The sequence below is a fragment of the Paenibacillus sp. HB172176 genome (assembly GCF_011947265.1).
Taxonomy (GTDB): domain Bacteria; phylum Bacillota; class Bacilli; order Paenibacillales; family Paenibacillaceae; genus Pristimantibacillus.
The window spans coordinates 236107-252381 of the sequence record NZ_JAATHD010000008.1 but is presented as its reverse complement, the minus strand read 5'-3'; the positions used below and the strand labels follow the sequence as shown (position 1 = coordinate 252381).

At 49.7% G+C, this 16275-nt stretch carries 14 protein-coding genes, 16 tRNA genes and 1 rRNA gene; 29 read left to right on the top strand and 2 right to left on the bottom strand.

The window, feature by feature from the left end:
- The 23 genes from HFP08_RS13690 to HFP08_RS13585 all read left to right on the top strand — a co-directional run.
- Nucleotides 1-153, top strand: a 23S ribosomal RNA gene (locus HFP08_RS13690); the annotation flags it as partial.
- Nucleotides 154-361: 208 nt separating this feature from the next.
- A tRNA-Asn gene (locus HFP08_RS13685) sits at nt 362-437 on the top strand.
- 3 nt (nt 438-440) lie between these two features.
- Nucleotides 441-531: transfer RNA gene (locus HFP08_RS13680), tRNA-Ser, on the top strand.
- Between the two features lie 36 nt (nt 532-567).
- Nucleotides 568-642, top strand: a tRNA-Glu gene (locus HFP08_RS13675).
- Between the two features lie 59 nt (nt 643-701).
- A tRNA-Val gene (locus HFP08_RS13670) sits at nt 702-777 on the top strand.
- A gap of 14 nt (nt 778-791) precedes the next feature.
- Nucleotides 792-868, top strand: a tRNA-Met gene (locus HFP08_RS13665).
- Between the two features lie 34 nt (nt 869-902).
- Nucleotides 903-979 (top strand) — tRNA-Asp (locus HFP08_RS13660).
- 14 nt (nt 980-993) lie between these two features.
- A tRNA-Phe gene (locus HFP08_RS13655) sits at nt 994-1069 on the top strand.
- Nucleotides 1070-1089: 20 nt separating this feature from the next.
- A tRNA-Thr gene (locus HFP08_RS13650) sits at nt 1090-1165 on the top strand.
- A gap of 3 nt (nt 1166-1168) precedes the next feature.
- Nucleotides 1169-1252, top strand: a tRNA-Tyr gene (locus HFP08_RS13645).
- An 8-nt stretch (nt 1253-1260) separates the two neighbouring features.
- Nucleotides 1261-1334, top strand: a tRNA-Trp gene (locus tag HFP08_RS13640).
- Nucleotides 1335-1356: 22 nt separating this feature from the next.
- A tRNA-His gene (locus HFP08_RS13635) sits at nt 1357-1432 on the top strand.
- A gap of 29 nt (nt 1433-1461) precedes the next feature.
- Nucleotides 1462-1536 (top strand) — tRNA-Gln (locus tag HFP08_RS13630).
- A 6-nt stretch (nt 1537-1542) separates the two neighbouring features.
- A tRNA-Gly gene (locus tag HFP08_RS13625) sits at nt 1543-1617 on the top strand.
- A 13-nt stretch (nt 1618-1630) separates the two neighbouring features.
- Nucleotides 1631-1704, top strand: a tRNA-Cys gene (locus HFP08_RS13620).
- A 14-nt stretch (nt 1705-1718) separates the two neighbouring features.
- Nucleotides 1719-1795 (top strand) — tRNA-Arg (locus HFP08_RS13615).
- Between the two features lie 28 nt (nt 1796-1823).
- Nucleotides 1824-1906 (top strand) — tRNA-Leu (locus HFP08_RS13610).
- Between the two features lie 138 nt (nt 1907-2044).
- Complete coding sequence (locus HFP08_RS13605; RefSeq protein ID WP_240941373.1) at nt 2045-3811, top strand: sensor histidine kinase; 1767 nt, start codon at nt 2045-2047, stop codon at nt 3809-3811.
- Nucleotides 3804-5435: a helix-turn-helix domain-containing protein gene (locus tag HFP08_RS13600; protein WP_168121125.1), complete on the top strand. Its 1632-nt coding sequence runs from the start codon at nt 3804-3806 to the stop codon at nt 5433-5435. Before HFP08_RS13605 ends, HFP08_RS13600 begins: the two co-directional genes overlap by 8 nt.
- Before the next feature lie 145 nt (nt 5436-5580).
- Nucleotides 5581-6516, top strand: coding sequence for an ABC transporter permease (locus HFP08_RS29015; RefSeq protein WP_240941370.1), 936 nt, complete (start codon nt 5581-5583; stop codon nt 6514-6516).
- A gap of 12 nt (nt 6517-6528) precedes the next feature.
- The gene (locus HFP08_RS29010) at nt 6529-7461 is read left to right on the top strand and encodes a carbohydrate ABC transporter permease (protein ID WP_206109244.1); all 933 of its coding nucleotides are present in this window, start codon (nt 6529-6531) and stop codon (nt 7459-7461) included.
- A gap of 80 nt (nt 7462-7541) precedes the next feature.
- Nucleotides 7542-9041, top strand: coding sequence for an ABC transporter substrate-binding protein (locus HFP08_RS13590; RefSeq protein WP_168121124.1), 1500 nt, complete (start codon nt 7542-7544; stop codon nt 9039-9041).
- An 86-nt stretch (nt 9042-9127) separates the two neighbouring features.
- A complete protein-coding gene (locus tag HFP08_RS13585) occupies nt 9128-10768 on the top strand; it encodes an ABC transporter substrate-binding protein (RefSeq protein WP_240941368.1) in 1641 nt (546 codons plus the stop codon).
- Between the two features lie 66 nt (nt 10769-10834).
- Here the strand turns inward: HFP08_RS13585 and HFP08_RS13580 are convergent, their stop codons facing one another.
- Nucleotides 10835-11398, bottom strand: a complete 564-nt coding sequence (locus HFP08_RS13580) for a C40 family peptidase (protein ID WP_168121123.1) — start codon at nt 11396-11398, stop codon at nt 10835-10837.
- A 260-nt stretch (nt 11399-11658) separates the two neighbouring features.
- Between HFP08_RS13580 and HFP08_RS13575 the strand changes: the two genes are divergently transcribed.
- The 6 genes from HFP08_RS13575 to HFP08_RS13550 all read left to right on the top strand — a co-directional run bounded on the left by HFP08_RS13575 (nt 11659) and on the right by HFP08_RS13550 (nt 15672).
- Nucleotides 11659-11955 (top strand): LiaF transmembrane domain-containing protein, encoded by a 297-nt coding sequence (locus HFP08_RS13575; RefSeq protein WP_168121122.1) that lies wholly within the window; start codon nt 11659-11661, stop codon nt 11953-11955.
- A gap of 15 nt (nt 11956-11970) precedes the next feature.
- Complete coding sequence (locus HFP08_RS13570; RefSeq protein WP_168121121.1) at nt 11971-12657, top strand: PspA/IM30 family protein; 687 nt, start codon at nt 11971-11973, stop codon at nt 12655-12657.
- Nucleotides 12654-13121: a PspC domain-containing protein gene (locus HFP08_RS13565; RefSeq protein ID WP_168121120.1), complete on the top strand. Its 468-nt coding sequence runs from the start codon at nt 12654-12656 to the stop codon at nt 13119-13121. Before HFP08_RS13570 ends, HFP08_RS13565 begins: the two co-directional genes overlap by 4 nt.
- 4 nt (nt 13122-13125) lie before the next feature.
- Nucleotides 13126-13824 carry a PspA/IM30 family protein gene (locus tag HFP08_RS13560; RefSeq protein WP_168121119.1) on the top strand — a complete coding sequence of 233 codons (699 nt, stop codon included), beginning with the start codon at nt 13126-13128 and terminating at the stop codon, nt 13822-13824.
- 149 nt (nt 13825-13973) lie between these two features.
- Entirely contained in the window at nt 13974-14966 is a 993-nt protein-coding gene (locus HFP08_RS13555) for a sensor histidine kinase (protein ID WP_168121118.1), read from the top strand.
- A 55-nt stretch (nt 14967-15021) separates the two neighbouring features.
- Nucleotides 15022-15672 carry a response regulator gene (locus tag HFP08_RS13550; RefSeq protein WP_168121159.1) on the top strand — a complete coding sequence of 217 codons (651 nt, stop codon included), beginning with the start codon at nt 15022-15024 and terminating at the stop codon, nt 15670-15672.
- Between the two features lie 39 nt (nt 15673-15711).
- Here HFP08_RS13550 and mobB read toward each other — a convergent pair whose 3' ends face one another.
- A complete protein-coding gene (gene mobB / locus HFP08_RS13545; protein WP_168121117.1) occupies nt 15712-16269 on the bottom strand; it encodes a molybdopterin-guanine dinucleotide biosynthesis protein B in 558 nt (185 codons plus the stop codon).
- Nucleotides 16270-16275: the final 6 nt, after the last annotated feature.

Here is a 16275-nt window from a genome sequence, read left to right as displayed (position 1 = left end):
TAAGCGCTGAAAGCATCTAAGCGTGAAGCCCCCCTCAAGATGAGATTTCCCAGTATGTAAGACCCCTTGAAGACGACGAGGTTGATAGGTTCGGGGTGGAAGCGCGGCAACGTGTGGAGCTGACGAATACTAATCGGTCGAGGGCTTATCCTAAAAGTACCCCACAAAGTGAAGCGTAGGATTCGAGGAGTATTCCGAAACCTTTGCGGGGGCCCCGAAACCATTCGGGAAATTAGCTAAAGCAAGCAGCATTACTTTCGTATCCAGTTTTCAAGGCGCAAACCTTGTCTTGAAGTTCAATTGCATGGTTTAGTCTTTTCTGATATTAATCAGAAAGCGTAATCTGCGAAAAACTGCCTATTCCCTGATAGCTCAGTTGGTAGAGCACTCGACTGTTAATCGAGTTGTCACAGGTTCGAGTCCTGTTCGGGGAGCCATATAGAGAGGTGTCCGAGTGGTCGAAGGAGCACGATTGGAAATCGTGTAGGCTCTAACCGGGTCTCGAGGGTTCGAATCCCTTCCTCTCTGCCATAATTTTCATCACGAAGTATGAACATTAATGTGTATGGCCCGTTGGTCAAGGGGTTAAGACACCTCCCTTTCACGGAGGTAACAGGGGTTCGAATCCCCTACGGGTCACCAAAAAAAGACTTGAAATCATAATACATAATGTGATATGATATAAAAGTCGCTCAAGGCATGGAGGATTAGCTCAGCTGGGAGAGCATCTGCCTTACAAGCAGAGGGTCGGCGGTTCGATCCCGTCATCCTCCACCATATTTACTTAACGACGCGGGGTGGAGCAGCCCGGTAGCTCGTCGGGCTCATAACCCGAAGGCCGCAGGTTCAAATCCTGCCCCCGCAACCAATTACCTTCGGACTAATCCGAGAACATATGATGTGGAGCTGTGGTGTAGAGGCCTAACATGCCTGCCTGTCACGCAGGAGACCGCGGGTTCGAATCCCGTCAGCTCCGCCATTACATCATCATAAGGCTCGGTAGCTCAGTCGGTAGAGCAGAGGACTGAAAATCCTCGTGTCGGCGGTTCGATTCCGTCCCGAGCCACCATCTTTAAAGAAATTGAATATGCCGGTGTAGCTCAATTGGTAGAGCAACTGACTTGTAATCAGTAGGTTGGGGGTTCAAGTCCTCTCGCCGGCACCACATGGAGGATTAGCGAAGTGGCCAAACGCGGGAGACTGTAAATCTCTTCCTTCGGGTTCGGTGGTTCAAATCCATCATCCTCCACCAGATTACCTAGGGGCATAGTTTAAAGGTAGAACAAAGGTCTCCAAAACCTTTGGTGTGGGTTCAATTCCTGCTGCCCCTGCCAATCTTATATATGATGTTGCATGGCGGTCGTGGCGAAGGGGTTAACGCACCGGATTGTGGCTCCGGCACTCGTGGGTTCAAGTCCCATCGATCGCCCCATAACACATCATACAAACAAAGTAATACGTTGGGGATTAGCCAAGCGGTAAGGCAACGGACTTTGACTCCGTCATGCATAGGTTCGAATCCTATATCCCCAGCCATTGATTGCGGAAGTGGCTCAGCGGTAGAGCATCGCCTTGCCAAGGCGAGGGTCGCGGGTTCGATTCCCGTCTTCCGCTCCATTATTTGCTTGATGGCGCCATAGCCAAGTGGTAAGGCAGAGCTCTGCAAAAGCTCTATCCCCAGTTCGAGTCTGGGTGGCGCCTCCACAAGTATATAGTATGCGGCCTTAGCTCAGCTGGATAGAGCGTTTGACTACGAATCAAAAGGTCAGGAGTTCGAATCTCTTAGGCCGCGCCATTCTATTAGAATGGGAATAATTGAATATGCTGGTGTGGCGGAATGGCAGACGCGGCGGACTCAAAATCCGCTTCCGGCGACGGAGTGGGGGTTCAAGTCCCTTCACCAGCATTCATGAAAGAAAAATAAGCTTATGTTTAGTGGGAGACCATTGGACATAAGCTTGTTTTTTTCATTTCCTCATTCATCCATTAATGGTAAACTGGTAAGAAGCAGGTATTCTGAGAATAGGGAGCTAAATCATTGAAGGTGGCTTATTCGATTCGTTCCATCTTGATTATTGGTTTTTTGGCCGTGCTGCTGCCTATGGTCGTCTTTATGATCTTTAATCATTTCTATGCGAGGGAAATTGTTCGCGATAAGGTTGCAGAGACGTATCGGAATACGCTGGATATTTTCGTAGAGCAAACGGATACGAACCTGGATGAAATCTCGAATTACTTAATTAAGATGTCCATATTGGATGTGGATGTGGGTATGCTGATGTCATTTCCGTTGAACAGCGATATGTATACGCTTACAAAAATTCGCATTGATACAAAGCTTAAGCGGGATGCGGATGTCTATAGTGTCATTGACAGTGTCTTTGTCTATCAAGCAGATGATATTATTCTAGGAGCTAACACCGATTATTCGACTACGATGGAGCTAGTGCGAACGCATATGGACGAGAGATTGAAAAGCAGCAGACAATTCAACGAGTGGGAGATCAGATTCGATCAGAGAATGGACGGAATGTTTTTTTTGATGAATAGCGTTGAGGTGACAAAGGGCTTGTATATAGGTGCCATTATTCGTATAAAAGATATGAATGATCTCCTCACCAGGCAATGGAGCGACGGCAAGATCGGCTACGCCGGACTTCTCCAGCGAGACGGCAATCAGTTGAAAGGCTTAATGAGTGAAGAACGGCCTCCCGTATTACTGAAAGACAGCGAGAATCAAATCACCAATAAGCCATATATAACGTACAAGGATCAGTCAACGAAAGAATCTTACCTCATCATGAATCGTCCAAGCAGAATTGTAAATGTGGCGTATCAGGTTATGATTCCGGAGGATGCTTTGCTGAAGGAACTGACCTTCTTTCGAAATGTAGCCTTATTTACGCCGATAGGCATATTCCTCGTATTAAGCCTTTATCTGTTCTTTATTCGAAGAATGCTGCTCAAGCCTTTGCAGGAGCTCATCATTGGCATGAAGAAGATATCGCTAGGCATGCTGGAGGTAAGGTTGAAGAGGGGGAAGACGAAGGAATTCACTTTTCTGGGAGAGGCCTTCAATAAGATGGCCGAGCAAATCAAAACGCTTAAGATTGATGTTTATGAAGAGCAGCTTCGAGTAAAGCAAGGCGAGCTTCGTCAGCTTCAAGCTCAAATTAACCCTCATTTTTACATGAATAGCTTGAACATCATCTATAACCTGGCAGCGTTGAAGGATACGGATTCTGTGAAGAAAATGTCGCTTCACTTGGCGGACTATTTCCGATTCATCATGCGAATCAATCGGGATACGATATTGCTCGGAGAAGAGCTTGCTCATATTGAGAACTATATGACGATTCAGAAAATGAGGTTTCCAGGGTTGTTAGTTTGTGAGATGAATGTGGATGAGAGATGTCGTTCAATCGCGCTTCCTGCTCTAACTTTGCAGCCCTTTGTCGAGAATGCGATTATCCATGGCTTCAAAATACGAAGAAGGCTGTTTCACATCCAAATCAATGCTGAACGTGTAGAGAACGAAGGTGACCATACTTATCTCAAATTAGTCGTGAAGGATAACGGAGCAGGCTTCTCTGCAGAGGTGCTGTCAACACTGCGGCAAAATGTCATGGCTATTCAAGCGAATTCCACAAGTCTGGGCATTGTCAATGTAATGGATCGTCTGACGCTCTTATATGGCGATACATGCGAGATTGCTTTCGACAATGTCATGGAAGAGGACGGGAGCGCTAGCGGAGCAAGGGTGACGCTCTTCATTCCAATTGAAGCGGAAGGAGATACGCCGAATGTTTAACTTGCTTGTCGTTGATGATGAGGAAATTGCGATTAGAGGCATTATTGAAGGCATTGATTGGTCAGATCTTCCTCTTGAGCATATATGGAGCGCGCTGGATGCGGAAGAAGCGAAGGAAATCTTCCAGAAGGAACATATCGATATTCTGCTATCGGATATCGATATGCCAAGCGAGAATGGCATCGATCTGCTGAGATGGGTTAGTGAGAAGAGTCGCGGCACGGTCACCATCTTTCTGACGGGACATGCGGAGTTTCATTATGCACAGCAGGCGGTGCAGCTTAGTTGCTTTGATTACTTGCTGAAGCCCATCGATCATGAAAGGCTGAAGGAAGTTGTTGCCTTGGCGATACGGAAATCGGAGGAGCAGCAAAGGCAACAAGAGATTCAAGCGACGTATCTTATCTATTCCGAGCTATGGAGAAAGCAACGACCCGTATTGGTTGAACGCTTCTGGCAGGATCTGCTTCATTATCGTCTGTCCGTTATACCGCAGCAGCTAAATCCTGTCCTTGCCAATTATGAAATACCGCTGACATGCTCCAGCTTTATTCAATTCATCTTAATCAGCATTGAGCAATGGAAGGAGGGATGGTCGGCCAGAGATGAGGAAATTATGACCTACGGCGTGAAAAACGCAGCTGAGGAGTTGATTCTAAAAAAGCATCCGGGAGCAGCCGTGCAAGAAACAAACGGCATCATATATATTATTTTCTATGAGCCTGCGGAAGCTTGGTCGCCATCCGAAATGGAAGAGGATTGCAAGTCCTTCATTGAACAATGCCGACAGCATCTGCATGTGCAGCTCTCATGCTATGTAGGGGGAAAAGCAACGGTTGACAAAGCCTGCGAAAGCTTTCATCACTTGCTAATGCAAGAGAAGCACAATGTCATTGAGAGCGGCGCTGTTCTGCATGCATCCGAGTATCATCACACGACGCTGGATAAGGTTCATGGCGGGGTCTCCTTCGCTGATTGGAGCCGATTGCTGACAATGGGAAGAGGCACGGAGCTTTCCTATCGTATTGATCAATGCTTCGAGGAGCTGCTCAGGAGGAAGGCGGATTACACGACGGTCGTAGCCTTCTATTTCGGCTTCATGAACATGATGTTCGAATGGTTGGAGGAGCATTCGCTTAAGATCACGGAGCTCTTTCAAGCGAATGAATGGGAGAGCGGTCATACGGCCATGAAGTCTCTGCCAAGATTACAGGCCTGGGTTCATCAGATTTGCGATATTATTGCAGGCTACTCAAGCCATAATGGCAGAGCTGTATCGCAGACGGTGGAGAAGGTGCAGCATTATATGAAGGCGCATCTTCAAGACGATTTTAAACGTGACGATGCGGCTTCGGCGGTATATTTGAACCCCGCTTATTTGTCTCGGCTGTTCCGGAAGGAGACGGGGAAATCCTTAACGGATTATCTGGTGGAGCTGCGCATCGCCAAGGCCAAGGAAGAGCTGGCGCATACGCAAAAGAAGATCAGCGATATTGCTATAGCTGTCGGTTATTCCAACTTCTCGCATTTCTCGCAAATCTTTAAGAAGGCAACAGGCGTTACACCGCAGGACTATCGCAAGAGGCTGAACAAGAGCGGCGGTTTGGCGAAAGAATCGGAATGAAGTCATTCTGGCGTTAATGGGGTCATTACACCGACAGTTGTCGGTGTTTTTTTTGTTTATGATGGAATTAGTAAAGAGCCAAAGCAGCAAGGAGGATGAAAAAATGGAAAAGCTGCAAACAGAATCAACTCCTGCTGTTGCCGCTATGAAGCAAAAAGTGGTTTTGCCATTCACACGAAGCGTGTTCCGAAAATATTGGATGTTCTATCTGATGATGCTTCCGGCAATCGCCATTCTGATTGTCAATAATTATATTCCAATGTTCGGAATCATGATTGCATTCAAGAATATCAACTACACAGACGGAATTCTCGGAAGTCCCTGGAGCGGTCTGCGAAACTTCGAATATCTATTCAAAACGAAGGATGCATGGATCATTACAAGAAATACGCTTCTCTATAATGGAAGCTTCATCCTATTGAATATGATCGTTCCGCTAGCATTTGCGCTTATGCTCAATGAAATGAAAAATCGGTACATGGCGAAGCTGCATCAGACGGTCATGTTCCTGCCTTACTTCCTTTCCATGGTGGTTGTCAGCTATCTTGTGTTTGCCTTCATGAGCGATGAGCATGGCTATTTGAACAATGAGCTGCTGCCCATACTGAATATAGCCCCCGTCAAATGGTATTTCACGAAAGAGGTTTGGCCTTATGTGCTGCTGCTCGTCAATACCTGGAAATGGGTTGGCTACTACACGGTCATCTACATGGCGGCCATTATCGGCATTGACGATGAGTATTACGAGGCGGCGACGATTGACGGCGCATCGAAATGGAGGCAAATGACCCGAATTACAATTCCGCTCATTATGCCGGTTATTGTCATCATGACTTTGCTGCAAATCGGACGAATCTTCAATGCCGATTTCGGTCTCTTCTTCCAGGTACCTCGAGAATCCGGCGTCTTGTTCCCGGTGACGAATGTCATCGATACCTATGTCTATCGCACCTTCCTGACGGTGGGCGATATCGGGCTGTCCTCGGCTGCGGGTCTTCTGCAGTCCGTCATCGGCTTCACGCTGGTCTTCTTATCCAATTGGGTCGTGAGGCGAATCAATAAGGACAATGCATTATTCTGAGGAGATGATCTTATGGAGACGGCATCAAAATCGGCAAGCGGCTCGAATCCCAAAAATCAATTGTCAAGGCCATCAGCTTTCGGCATTCACTTCTTCTTCATTCTCTACTCCCTGCTCTGCATCATTCCGCTTTTTCTTATTATTATGGTGTCCATCAGCGATGAATCGGCAGTCATTCGCGAGGGCTATCAGTTCTTCCCCTCCAGCTATGATCTTGGCGCATATCTGTTTCTGTTCAAGGATGCGACCCAAATCTTCCGTTCTTACGGGATATCGATTTTTGTTACCGTAGTCGGGACTTTATTAAGCTTAATTGTTATGGCCCTATACGCCTATCCCATCTCAAGAAGCGACTTTCCCCACGCCAAACCTTTCACCTTCTTTGTCTTCTTCACCATGCTGTTCGGCGGCGGTCTGGTGCCCTGGTATCTTGTCTACGTTCAAATGCTGGATCTGAAGGATTCGATCTGGGCTTTGATCATCCCGCTTATCATCTCGGCATTCTTCGTCTTGATCATGAGGACGTTCTTCATGACCACGATACCAAGCGCCGTTCTGGAATCCGCCAAGATCGACGGGGCGGGCGAGCTGATGATTTTCATGCGAATCGTGCTTCCGCTTTCCTTGCCGGTGCTGGCTACGGTTGCGTTGTTCCAGACGCTTACGTACTGGAATGATTGGTTTCTAAGTCTTGTGTTCATTACGAAGGACGCGAATATTACGGTTCAATATTTGATGTACAAGACGATGCTCAATATTCAATTTCTCGCCAATAACACAACGGCAGCCGCAGCCATTCAAGCGGCGGGAGGCAGCTTCCGGTTTCCAAGCGAGACGGTAAGGATGGCGATGGTTATCGTCGGAATCGGACCGATTATATTCGCCTATCCGTTCTTTCAGAAATATTTTGTAAGAGGGTTAACGGTTGGCGCTGTAAAGGGTTAGGGGAGTTTACTTCCGGCTTTCGCTAGCATGGCTAGTCAAGCATAGCATTCATTCCATTCGATTAGGGAGGTCTATTCAGGATGAAGAGAAGATCAAAATGGTTAACGTTATTCCTGTTCACGATGATCGCAGCGCTTGTTGCATCGGCATGCTCGAACGGAAACGGGAAGGATGATTTGAAGGGAAGCGCGATTGATGTCTCCAAGCTAAAGCCGCATGTGATTACGCTTGTCTACCCTGGGACGCCGCAGAAGGATGAAGCGGTGGTTGAGGAGGCGCTCAATAAGCTGCTAATGGAAAAGATCAACGCAACGATTGATTTGATGCCGATTGATTGGGGCGCTTGGGATGACAAAATCAATTTGATGATTGCCGGTCGCGACGTGGTGGATATCTATTTCACGGCGCAATGGAATGGCCATGCGAATAATGTGACAAAGGGCGCATTCATTGAGCTTGACGATCTCATTGCAAAATACGGGCAAGGCATTACGGGGACGCTTGATCCGGCCTTTCTCGAAGGCGCAAAAATCAATGGGAAAAACTATGGCGTGCCGACCAACAAGGAGCTTGCTTCGGCAGGAGGCATCGTCTATCGCAAGGATGTGGCGGATGAGCTCGGCATCGATATGAGCAAGGTGAAGGAGCCGAAGGATCTGGATGCGGTCTATGCGATCGTCAAGAAGGAGAGACCGGATCTCACGCCGCTCTATACGACCGGTGCGGTATTCAATGCGCATTATTTCGGCAATTACGACTTTCTCGGGGATGCGACGATTCCCGGAGCTCTGCTGAAGGATGGAGACAGTACAAAGGTGCAGCCGGTAGAGGATACGGAGCGTTACATGGAATTTCTTAAGCTCGCTCGTGATTTCTACAAGAAGGGCTATATTAATGCGGATGCCGCAACGACTCAGGTGGCGTCAGCGGATGCCTGGACGGCAGGAAAGGTCTTCTCGACGGTTGAGCCGATGAAGCCGGGCAAGGATGCGGAAATTGCCAGCGCGGCGGGCATTCCGGGCAAGACAGCGCAAACTATAATGACAGAGAAAACGGTAGCAACCTCGGAAACGGCAGGCTCGATGCTGGGCATCTCCTCCACCTCCAAGGATCCGGACCGCTCAATGATGTTCATTAATCTGCTGCACACGGATAAGGAAATCAATAATCTTCTTAATTTCGGCATCGAAAATGTCCATTATACGCGCAACGGCGAAATAATCTCGCCTACGGACAAAACGGCGGATTACGCGCCTGGATCGGCATGGATGTTCGGCAATCAGTTCCTGAATTATGTGTGGGATTCCGAGGCTCCTGACAAATGGGATCAATTCCGGGCCTTCAATGAAAATGCGATCTCTTCGCCAGCGCTAGGCTTTGTGTTCAACAGCGAACCGGTTAAGTCGGAGGTAGGCGCACTCGCGAACGTGATCAGACAATTTCAGAAGGCCGTGGAAACCGGCTCCGTCGAAACGGAGAAGGGGCTGCAGGAATATCGGCAAGCATTAAAGGATGCGGGAATCGACAAGGTTATTGCAGAAAAGCAAAAGCAATTTGATGAATTTCTGAAAAATAAATAATGTCCGCATGCGCAGAAGGTTATCTTGCCGAAACTCCGGCAGGATAACCTTTTTTGTGCTTTGCAAGTCAGGAGCTATAAACTACAATGGAAGAAATGGGAAATTGTCGCCTGGCAAGCTTCAAGGAGCGTCGCAGGCTGAAGGAGGCGTATATGAAGCGACGATGCAGATCCTCGAAGCGCGGGGGAGGTCCCCTCTTCATCACAATCCTAAGCTTGATCATCTTGATTTCGCTCGGTCTTCTTGCCGCCGGCTGCTCGTGGCTGAGATCGAATGAAAGCGCTTCTACAATGCCCGAAGAACGGGAGAGCATGGATCCCGGCCTTGACACGGCTAATCAAGTCTACACTCTGAAGCTTGTTTATACTGGATTGAAGCAGAAGGATGAAGCCCTTGTGGAGGCCGCCATCAATAATTATTTGACCGGAAAGCTTGAAGCAAGGCTTGATTTGATGCCAATCGATTGGGGGCAATGGGATGATCGCGTAAATCTGCTGATTGCCTCCAGAGAGAAGATCGATATCTTGTTCACCGCGCAATGGAACAAGCATGGCGTTAATGTAGCCAAAGGAGCCTTCGTCGAGCTTAGCGGGCTGCTGAAGCAGTATGGTCAGGGCATATTGGACAGCTTGAATCCGATATTCCTGGAGGGATCGCAGATCGATGGCGGCAATTATGGCGTTCCCACCAACAAGGAGCTGGCTTCGCAGGGCGGCATTATATACCGTTCGGATGTTGCTGCCGAGCTTGGCATCGATATGACGCAGGTTCATTCGATTGAAGATCTTGATCTTGTATTTGCCAAGGTGAAGCAAGAACGGCCAGACATGCTTCCCATCTATATGAAGCAAGGCGAAACCTTCAACGCCCATTATATCGGCAATTATGACGCTTTGGGCGATACGTCTATTCCAGGCATTATTCTTAAAGACGGGGACGATACCAAGGTGCTCGCCACTTACGAGAATGAACGCTATGTGGAAACGCTGAGGATTACCCGGGAATTTTTCCAGAAGGGTTATATCAATGGGGATGCGGTCACCAATCAAATGATGAATATAGATGCTCTCAAAGCGGGGGAGGTGTTCGCCATCACCGCTTCCTTAAAGCCGGGGAAGGCAGAAGAAATCGCAGTTCAGACCGGCTTGATCGGCAAGCTTGATCAGAAGGAGCTTAATGTGAAAACGATCGCAACCTCCGAAACGGCTGGAGCGATGCTTGGCATATCCTCGACCTCCCGTCATCCCGAGCTGGCGATGCAATTCATAAATCTGCTGCATACCGACAAGACGCTGAACAATTTGCTGAATTACGGCATTGAAGGTTTGCACTATGAGAAGGTAGACAAAGAGGTTATCCGTCAAACGGAGCGCACCGCGGATTATTTTCCAGGCGCGAACTGGATGTTTGGCAATCAGTTTCTTAATTATTTGTGGGAAAGCGAGGAACGCGACAAATGGGAGAAATTCAGGCAATTCAATGAAAATGCCCATGTGTCCCCCGGCCTCGGCTTTATCTTCGACAGCAACTCCGTAAAGTCCGAGGTCGCCGCGGTCGTGAATGTCGACCGTCAATATCTGACCGCGCTCGATACGGGCTCCGTCGATATTGAGCATGTGCTGCCGGAGTATATTCAGAAGCTGAAGGAGGCGGGAATTGAGCGTATCGTGGCAGAGAAGCAGCGGCAATTCAACGGGTTCCTGCGTATGAAGAATCGGGCGAAATAATAAGCGGCGGGCCGGTAAAGGCCTGCCGCTTTCGCCGTTCTCGTTGCTGCAGCTTATCGACGGAGCCTATAATACGCTTCCGCCGAAGAGCATGCGGTATTCCCACTGCGTGCCCTTCACGTAGTCGGCGCGCACGCCGCCGCTCTTATTGGAATAGGTTTGCAGAATTCGGCCGTTGCCAAGATACAGTGCGACATGGGTCACTTTTTGCTTCGATTTCGTATACTTGGCGTAATCGGATTTCTTCGAGCCGTGATAGGACATAAAGAATACGAGATCGCCGCGTTTCAAGCTGGACCAGCTGGTCTTCACGGTGGAATACTTCTTCACATAGGCTGCTTGCGTTCGGGACGATCCCGGGATCGTCTTGCCGGCGCCTTTCTTGAAAATATATTTCATCAGATCCGAGCAGTCGAAGGTGGTCGTTGTGTTGCGATTGGAGCCGAATTCGTAAGGCGTTCCGAGATACTTCGCGCCTACTTTAATGACATTCTCTATTTTTGTCGCTCTTGACGTCGAGGAAGCCGCATAGGCTTGTCCGTCAGTAGGAAGCGGGATCGCCCCAGTCGATAATAATGCTGTTGCTAGCACGCCGGCAATCAGTGTTTTCTTGAATATGTTTTGTTTCATTATTCAGCACCTCCTGGTTGATACGTATACCGTAACATAGCCATGAATGCGTTTTTAACCTGAAAAAAATGGCTGAATACCCAATGCCGGCCCTGGAGGAGGGGAGGCGACTCGACCTAAGTCCAGTTCGAAAACCGCCGAAAGTCTGTTTTGCCAAGGGGTTGAACGATATATACTAAGTACATAAGCAAGAGCAACATCAACCAGGGCAACAGCGAAAATGAGTGAATTCTAATCGAGGGAAGGAGAGGATTTTGGACATGAATGGAAAAACAGTACTTGGCGCTGGGCTTGTATTGATCGGCGCGCTGGTCGTTCTGAGAATATTCAATATCCATGTAGGATCGATATTTGGAGCATTGCTGCCATTTATTCTAATCGGGTTCGGGATTGTCGGATGGCGCAATAACAAGAAGCTGATCGGCGGTATCCTGATTGTAATCGGAGCGCTGAGCTTGTTGAAGTTCCTAAGCGGAATCATCGTTCTGGCCGTAGCAATCGCGCTGATTATCGGCGGAGTATCCATGTTGAAGAAAAATAATCGGGGATCGTATTGATAGGAGGCAATCGCAATGAGCATCGTTCAGCGTATCCGCGACATCACGGTCGCAACGTTAAATGAAAGATTGGAGAAAGCGGAGGATCCGGTGCGGATGATCGACCAGTTCCTCTGGTCGACAAGAGAAGAGATTATTGCGGCGGAGAAGCTGTATCAGCAATATTCTTCCCACAGCAATCATCTGAGGGCGCAATGGCTTGGCGCGGAGGAGCAGAAGGAGCGCAGGGAGCAGCAAGCCATGACCGCGCTGAAAGCCGGCGAGGAGAATCTGGCGAGAATCGCGCTTCATGAGAAGACGATGTCCGAGGAGCGCGCCGCGCAGTATCGGGAGCTATACGAGCAGAGCAGGCAGAGCACGCTTGATCTGGAGGAGCAGCTTCGCGAGCTTAGAAGCGAGTATCAAACGGTATATGACAAACGTGAATATTACGCTGCTCGAATGGAATCGATTCGACTGCAGCAGAGAATGAACAGACGCTACAGCGGCATTGGCGGAGATGGAAGCCAGGTTCCGGGCGCTATGTTCAGAAGGATGGATGACCGCATAAGCGACATGGAGCAAGAAGCCCGAAGCATGCGCGATGTCCGCAGAATGGGCGCGGAATACGGCAATAGCTTGGGTCAGACGATCAAGTCAGCTATTGAGCAAGAGCTCGGTGAATTGAAACGAAAGCTTGAGAAGGAGGGCTGGAAATCTTGAGGAAACTATACCGCTCTAGACGGAACAAGATGATACTCGGATTATGCGGCGGATTGAGCGATATGTTCAGAGTGGATGCCACCTTGCTGCGTATTCTACTCGTTATCGTAACCTTCATGTCAGGCGGGACGGCTTTGTTTATCTACTTGATTGCCGCAATGGTTATTCCGAAGGAGCCTCCGTATTATAACGACTACGGTCCGGATGGCAGATTCGGAGGCCATTACGGAAATGGCTTCGACAGTTATACTAACAATCATGGTCCGCGCGGCAGCCAGTACGACAGCTTCAATCGTTCCTACAATCCGCCGCCGCAAGATAGCTGGGGAGCTCGCCAGCGCAAGGAAGAACCTGCCGCAGGCTCTCAATTCGACAAGATGATGGATGATCTGGAGAGAAAGACGTTAAGGCGCGAAATAGATGAATTAAAATCCAAACTAGCGAAATACGAGAAGGGAGAATAACACTATGGGAATTTTCAAAAGAATGAAGGATATGACGAAGGCATCGCTCAATGAGGTACTTGATAAAATGGAAGACCCGGTCGTAATGCTTAATCAATATTTGCGCGACATGGAATCGGAAATTCATCAAGCGGAGGTTACGGTCGCGAAGCAAATGGCGAACGAGCGGAGAATGAAGCAGCGTCTTGATGACGCGACGGGACATGCGGCTGACCGCGCTTCGAAAGCGGAGGCGGCTCTCAGAGCCGGACAAGAGGAGCTGACGCGCAAGCTGCTCGAAGAGAAGCTTTATTTCGACCAGAAGGTGGAGGAGTACCAATCCCTGCACGCTCAAGCGAAAGCGCAGGCGGAAGAGCTGATGGCGCAATTGCATGGCATGAAGGAAGAATTCTACCAGCTCCGCAACAAGCGCAACGAGCTTGCTTCACGGGCACAGGTAGCCAAAGCACAGAAGCAGATGGCGCAGCTAAGCACGACGCATTCGATCGACAGCGGCACCGCATCGCGCGGCTTCTACCGCATGGAAGAGAAGATCATGCAGCTTGAGGCGGAAGCGGATGTCGTTCGCGGTCCTTACAGCTACTCGGGCAACAAGCCTGTCGGCACGCTCAGCTCCGCGGATCTCGAGAAGAAGATGAAGGTGGATGAGCAGTTGGAAGCTCTGAAGAGCAAGCTGAATCCGGTGAACGCAGCCGAGGAATAAGAAGAGATTGGAAAGTCATGAACAGCGGACCCTCACGGGTCTGCTGTTCGACGCGTTTCAACCTGAATTGGCGAAGTCCGGGGTTTTGCCTTAGAATAGGATCAGGATACGAACTTCGGGAGAAACATGCGAGATAGGAGCTGTCAATTATGTCTTCCCAGCAAGAAAAGGACGAGCATATGAAGAATAAGGCTCCTCGGAAGCGAAACAAAGCCGAAATCATATTGTGGCTTCTTATTATCGTCAGTCTTGCGATCATTATGCTGCAGGGCATGGATGTCATAACGGTATTCCTGCTGAAAGGAAAGTGGGCTGTGGCGGGGCTTGCCGTTGTCGGAGCGGGGCTTATCACCACGGTCGTTATCGGCTATCTGCAGAATACGAAGCTGAAGGCGGCTCTGCTGAAGCTGAGCGAGCAGCAGCGAAAGCGTCCGTTCTCCGTAACTCTGGGCTCCGGAGAGGATGGCGATAATGAGGAGCATGGGCTGGATTCCGATCCGGAGTGGACGGAGAAGGTAAGATTCTCGGCGGTCATCGAGGAGCGCCAGCGATTGTCAAGAGAGCTTCACGATGCGGTCAGCCAGCAATTATTTGCGATCTCGATGACGGCGACCGCGGTCAGTCGAACGATCGAACGGGATTGGGAGAGGGCGAAGCGCCAGGTTCAGCTCATTGAAGAAATGGCCGCTGTGGCGCAATCCGAGATGAGGGCGTTGCTGCTTCATCTTAGACCGGTTCATCTCGACGGGAAAAATCTCGGACAAGCTCTGAAAATTTTGATCGAAGAGCTGCAGCAAAAGGTGCCTATGACAATATCGCTTGAAATCGACGAGACGATTACACTGTTGCCTCGAGCGGAGGATCACCTGTTCAGAATCGCGCAGGAGGCTTTGTCGAATTCGTTGCGTCATTCCAAAGCGGAAAGCATGTTCATCAGACTGCAAAGAATCGATCACAAGGTACATATGACCTTGATTGATAACGGAATTGGATTCGATCTGGAGGCCAAAAAGCAATCCTCTTATGGTTTGTTGACAATGGAGGAGCGGGTGAATGAGCTGGGGGGCTCTCTGAATATGATTTCTAAGCCTGGCGAAGGCACGACGATTCATTTGTGGGTGCCGATTGAAGGCATTGCTTAGGCTTCGCGATTGCGAAAGAGGACGGTTGGACTTTAGGAAGGGGAAGATGACTGGCATGGAAGAGCCGATCAAAGTATTATTAATCGACGATCACGAGATGGTGCGGATAGGTCTCGCCGCGGTTCTGGATACGGAGGATGGGATTGAGGTCGTCGGGGAGGCGAGCAATGGCGTGGACGGTATCCGTCTCGCGCTGAGCTACAAGCCGGATGTCGTGTTGATGGATCTCGTCATGGAAGGAATGGACGGCGTCGAGACGACGGCCAAGCTGCTGGAGCAGCATGGGGATTGCAAGGTTATCGTGCTGACAAGCTTTATTGACGACAGCAAGCTGTATCCTGTCATTGAAGCGGGAGCGTTCAGCTATCTGCTGAAAACCTCGCGGGCAAGCGAAATCGCGGAAGCGATCAGAGCGGCTGCCCGGGGCCAATCCGTGCTGGAATCGCAGGTGGCGGCCAAGATGATGAATCGCTTCCGGCAGCCGAAGCAGCCGGCTCAGGCGTCGCTGCATGACGATCTGACGGAGCGTGAGATGGATGTGCTGAAGCGTGTCGCCCAGGGCATGTCCAATCAGGAAATCGCGGATGAGCTGTTTATCGGCGTGAAGACGGTCAAGTTTCATATTACGAATATATTCAACAAGCTGCAGGTGGACGACCGCACGCAGGCGGCGATCTACGCGCATAAGCAGGGTATAGCGGAATAGCTTGAAGGAGGAGGCGTAGAAGCCGATGGAGCTTGGCGGCTATAGGTTAAGCAGGCGCAGGAGAGCGTCCATGTCGAGGTCATGCAGCGCATAGCGGGGAAGCTTGCTCTGTTCGACGGCTTGAGCGCAGTCTCCGGTATTGTCTCCGGCTTCCAGGAACGTCTGCGCTTCGGGCCACAGCACAAGCGCCAGCGGCTGATCGAGCTTATGGATGAGGTCGAAGTCGTCCCCGTTTCGAAGCATTATGATTTTGGGGAAAGGGGCTTCCTTGAAGCCCTCGATGAGAATAACATCAACATCGTCGGACATCTGGTTAATTAACTGCCGGAGCGTGTCCGGCTTTTTTTTGAGGATTGCGGTTCGCTTGGACGAGGCGATGGCTGTTATGTCGGCGCCCGCGGCTTGATGCTGCCAAGTGTCCGTTCCCGGGGTATCCATCTGGAAATCATGCGCGTCATGCTTGATCGTTCCGACGCGGCAGCGAAGCCTCTTCAGCATTTCGGTAAGCCGGCAGATCAGCTTGGTCTTGCCTGAGTTCTTATAGCCGACAATCTGGATAATGATCGGATTGCGTGGTGAGGCTTGCTTTTGTTCCATGGCGCG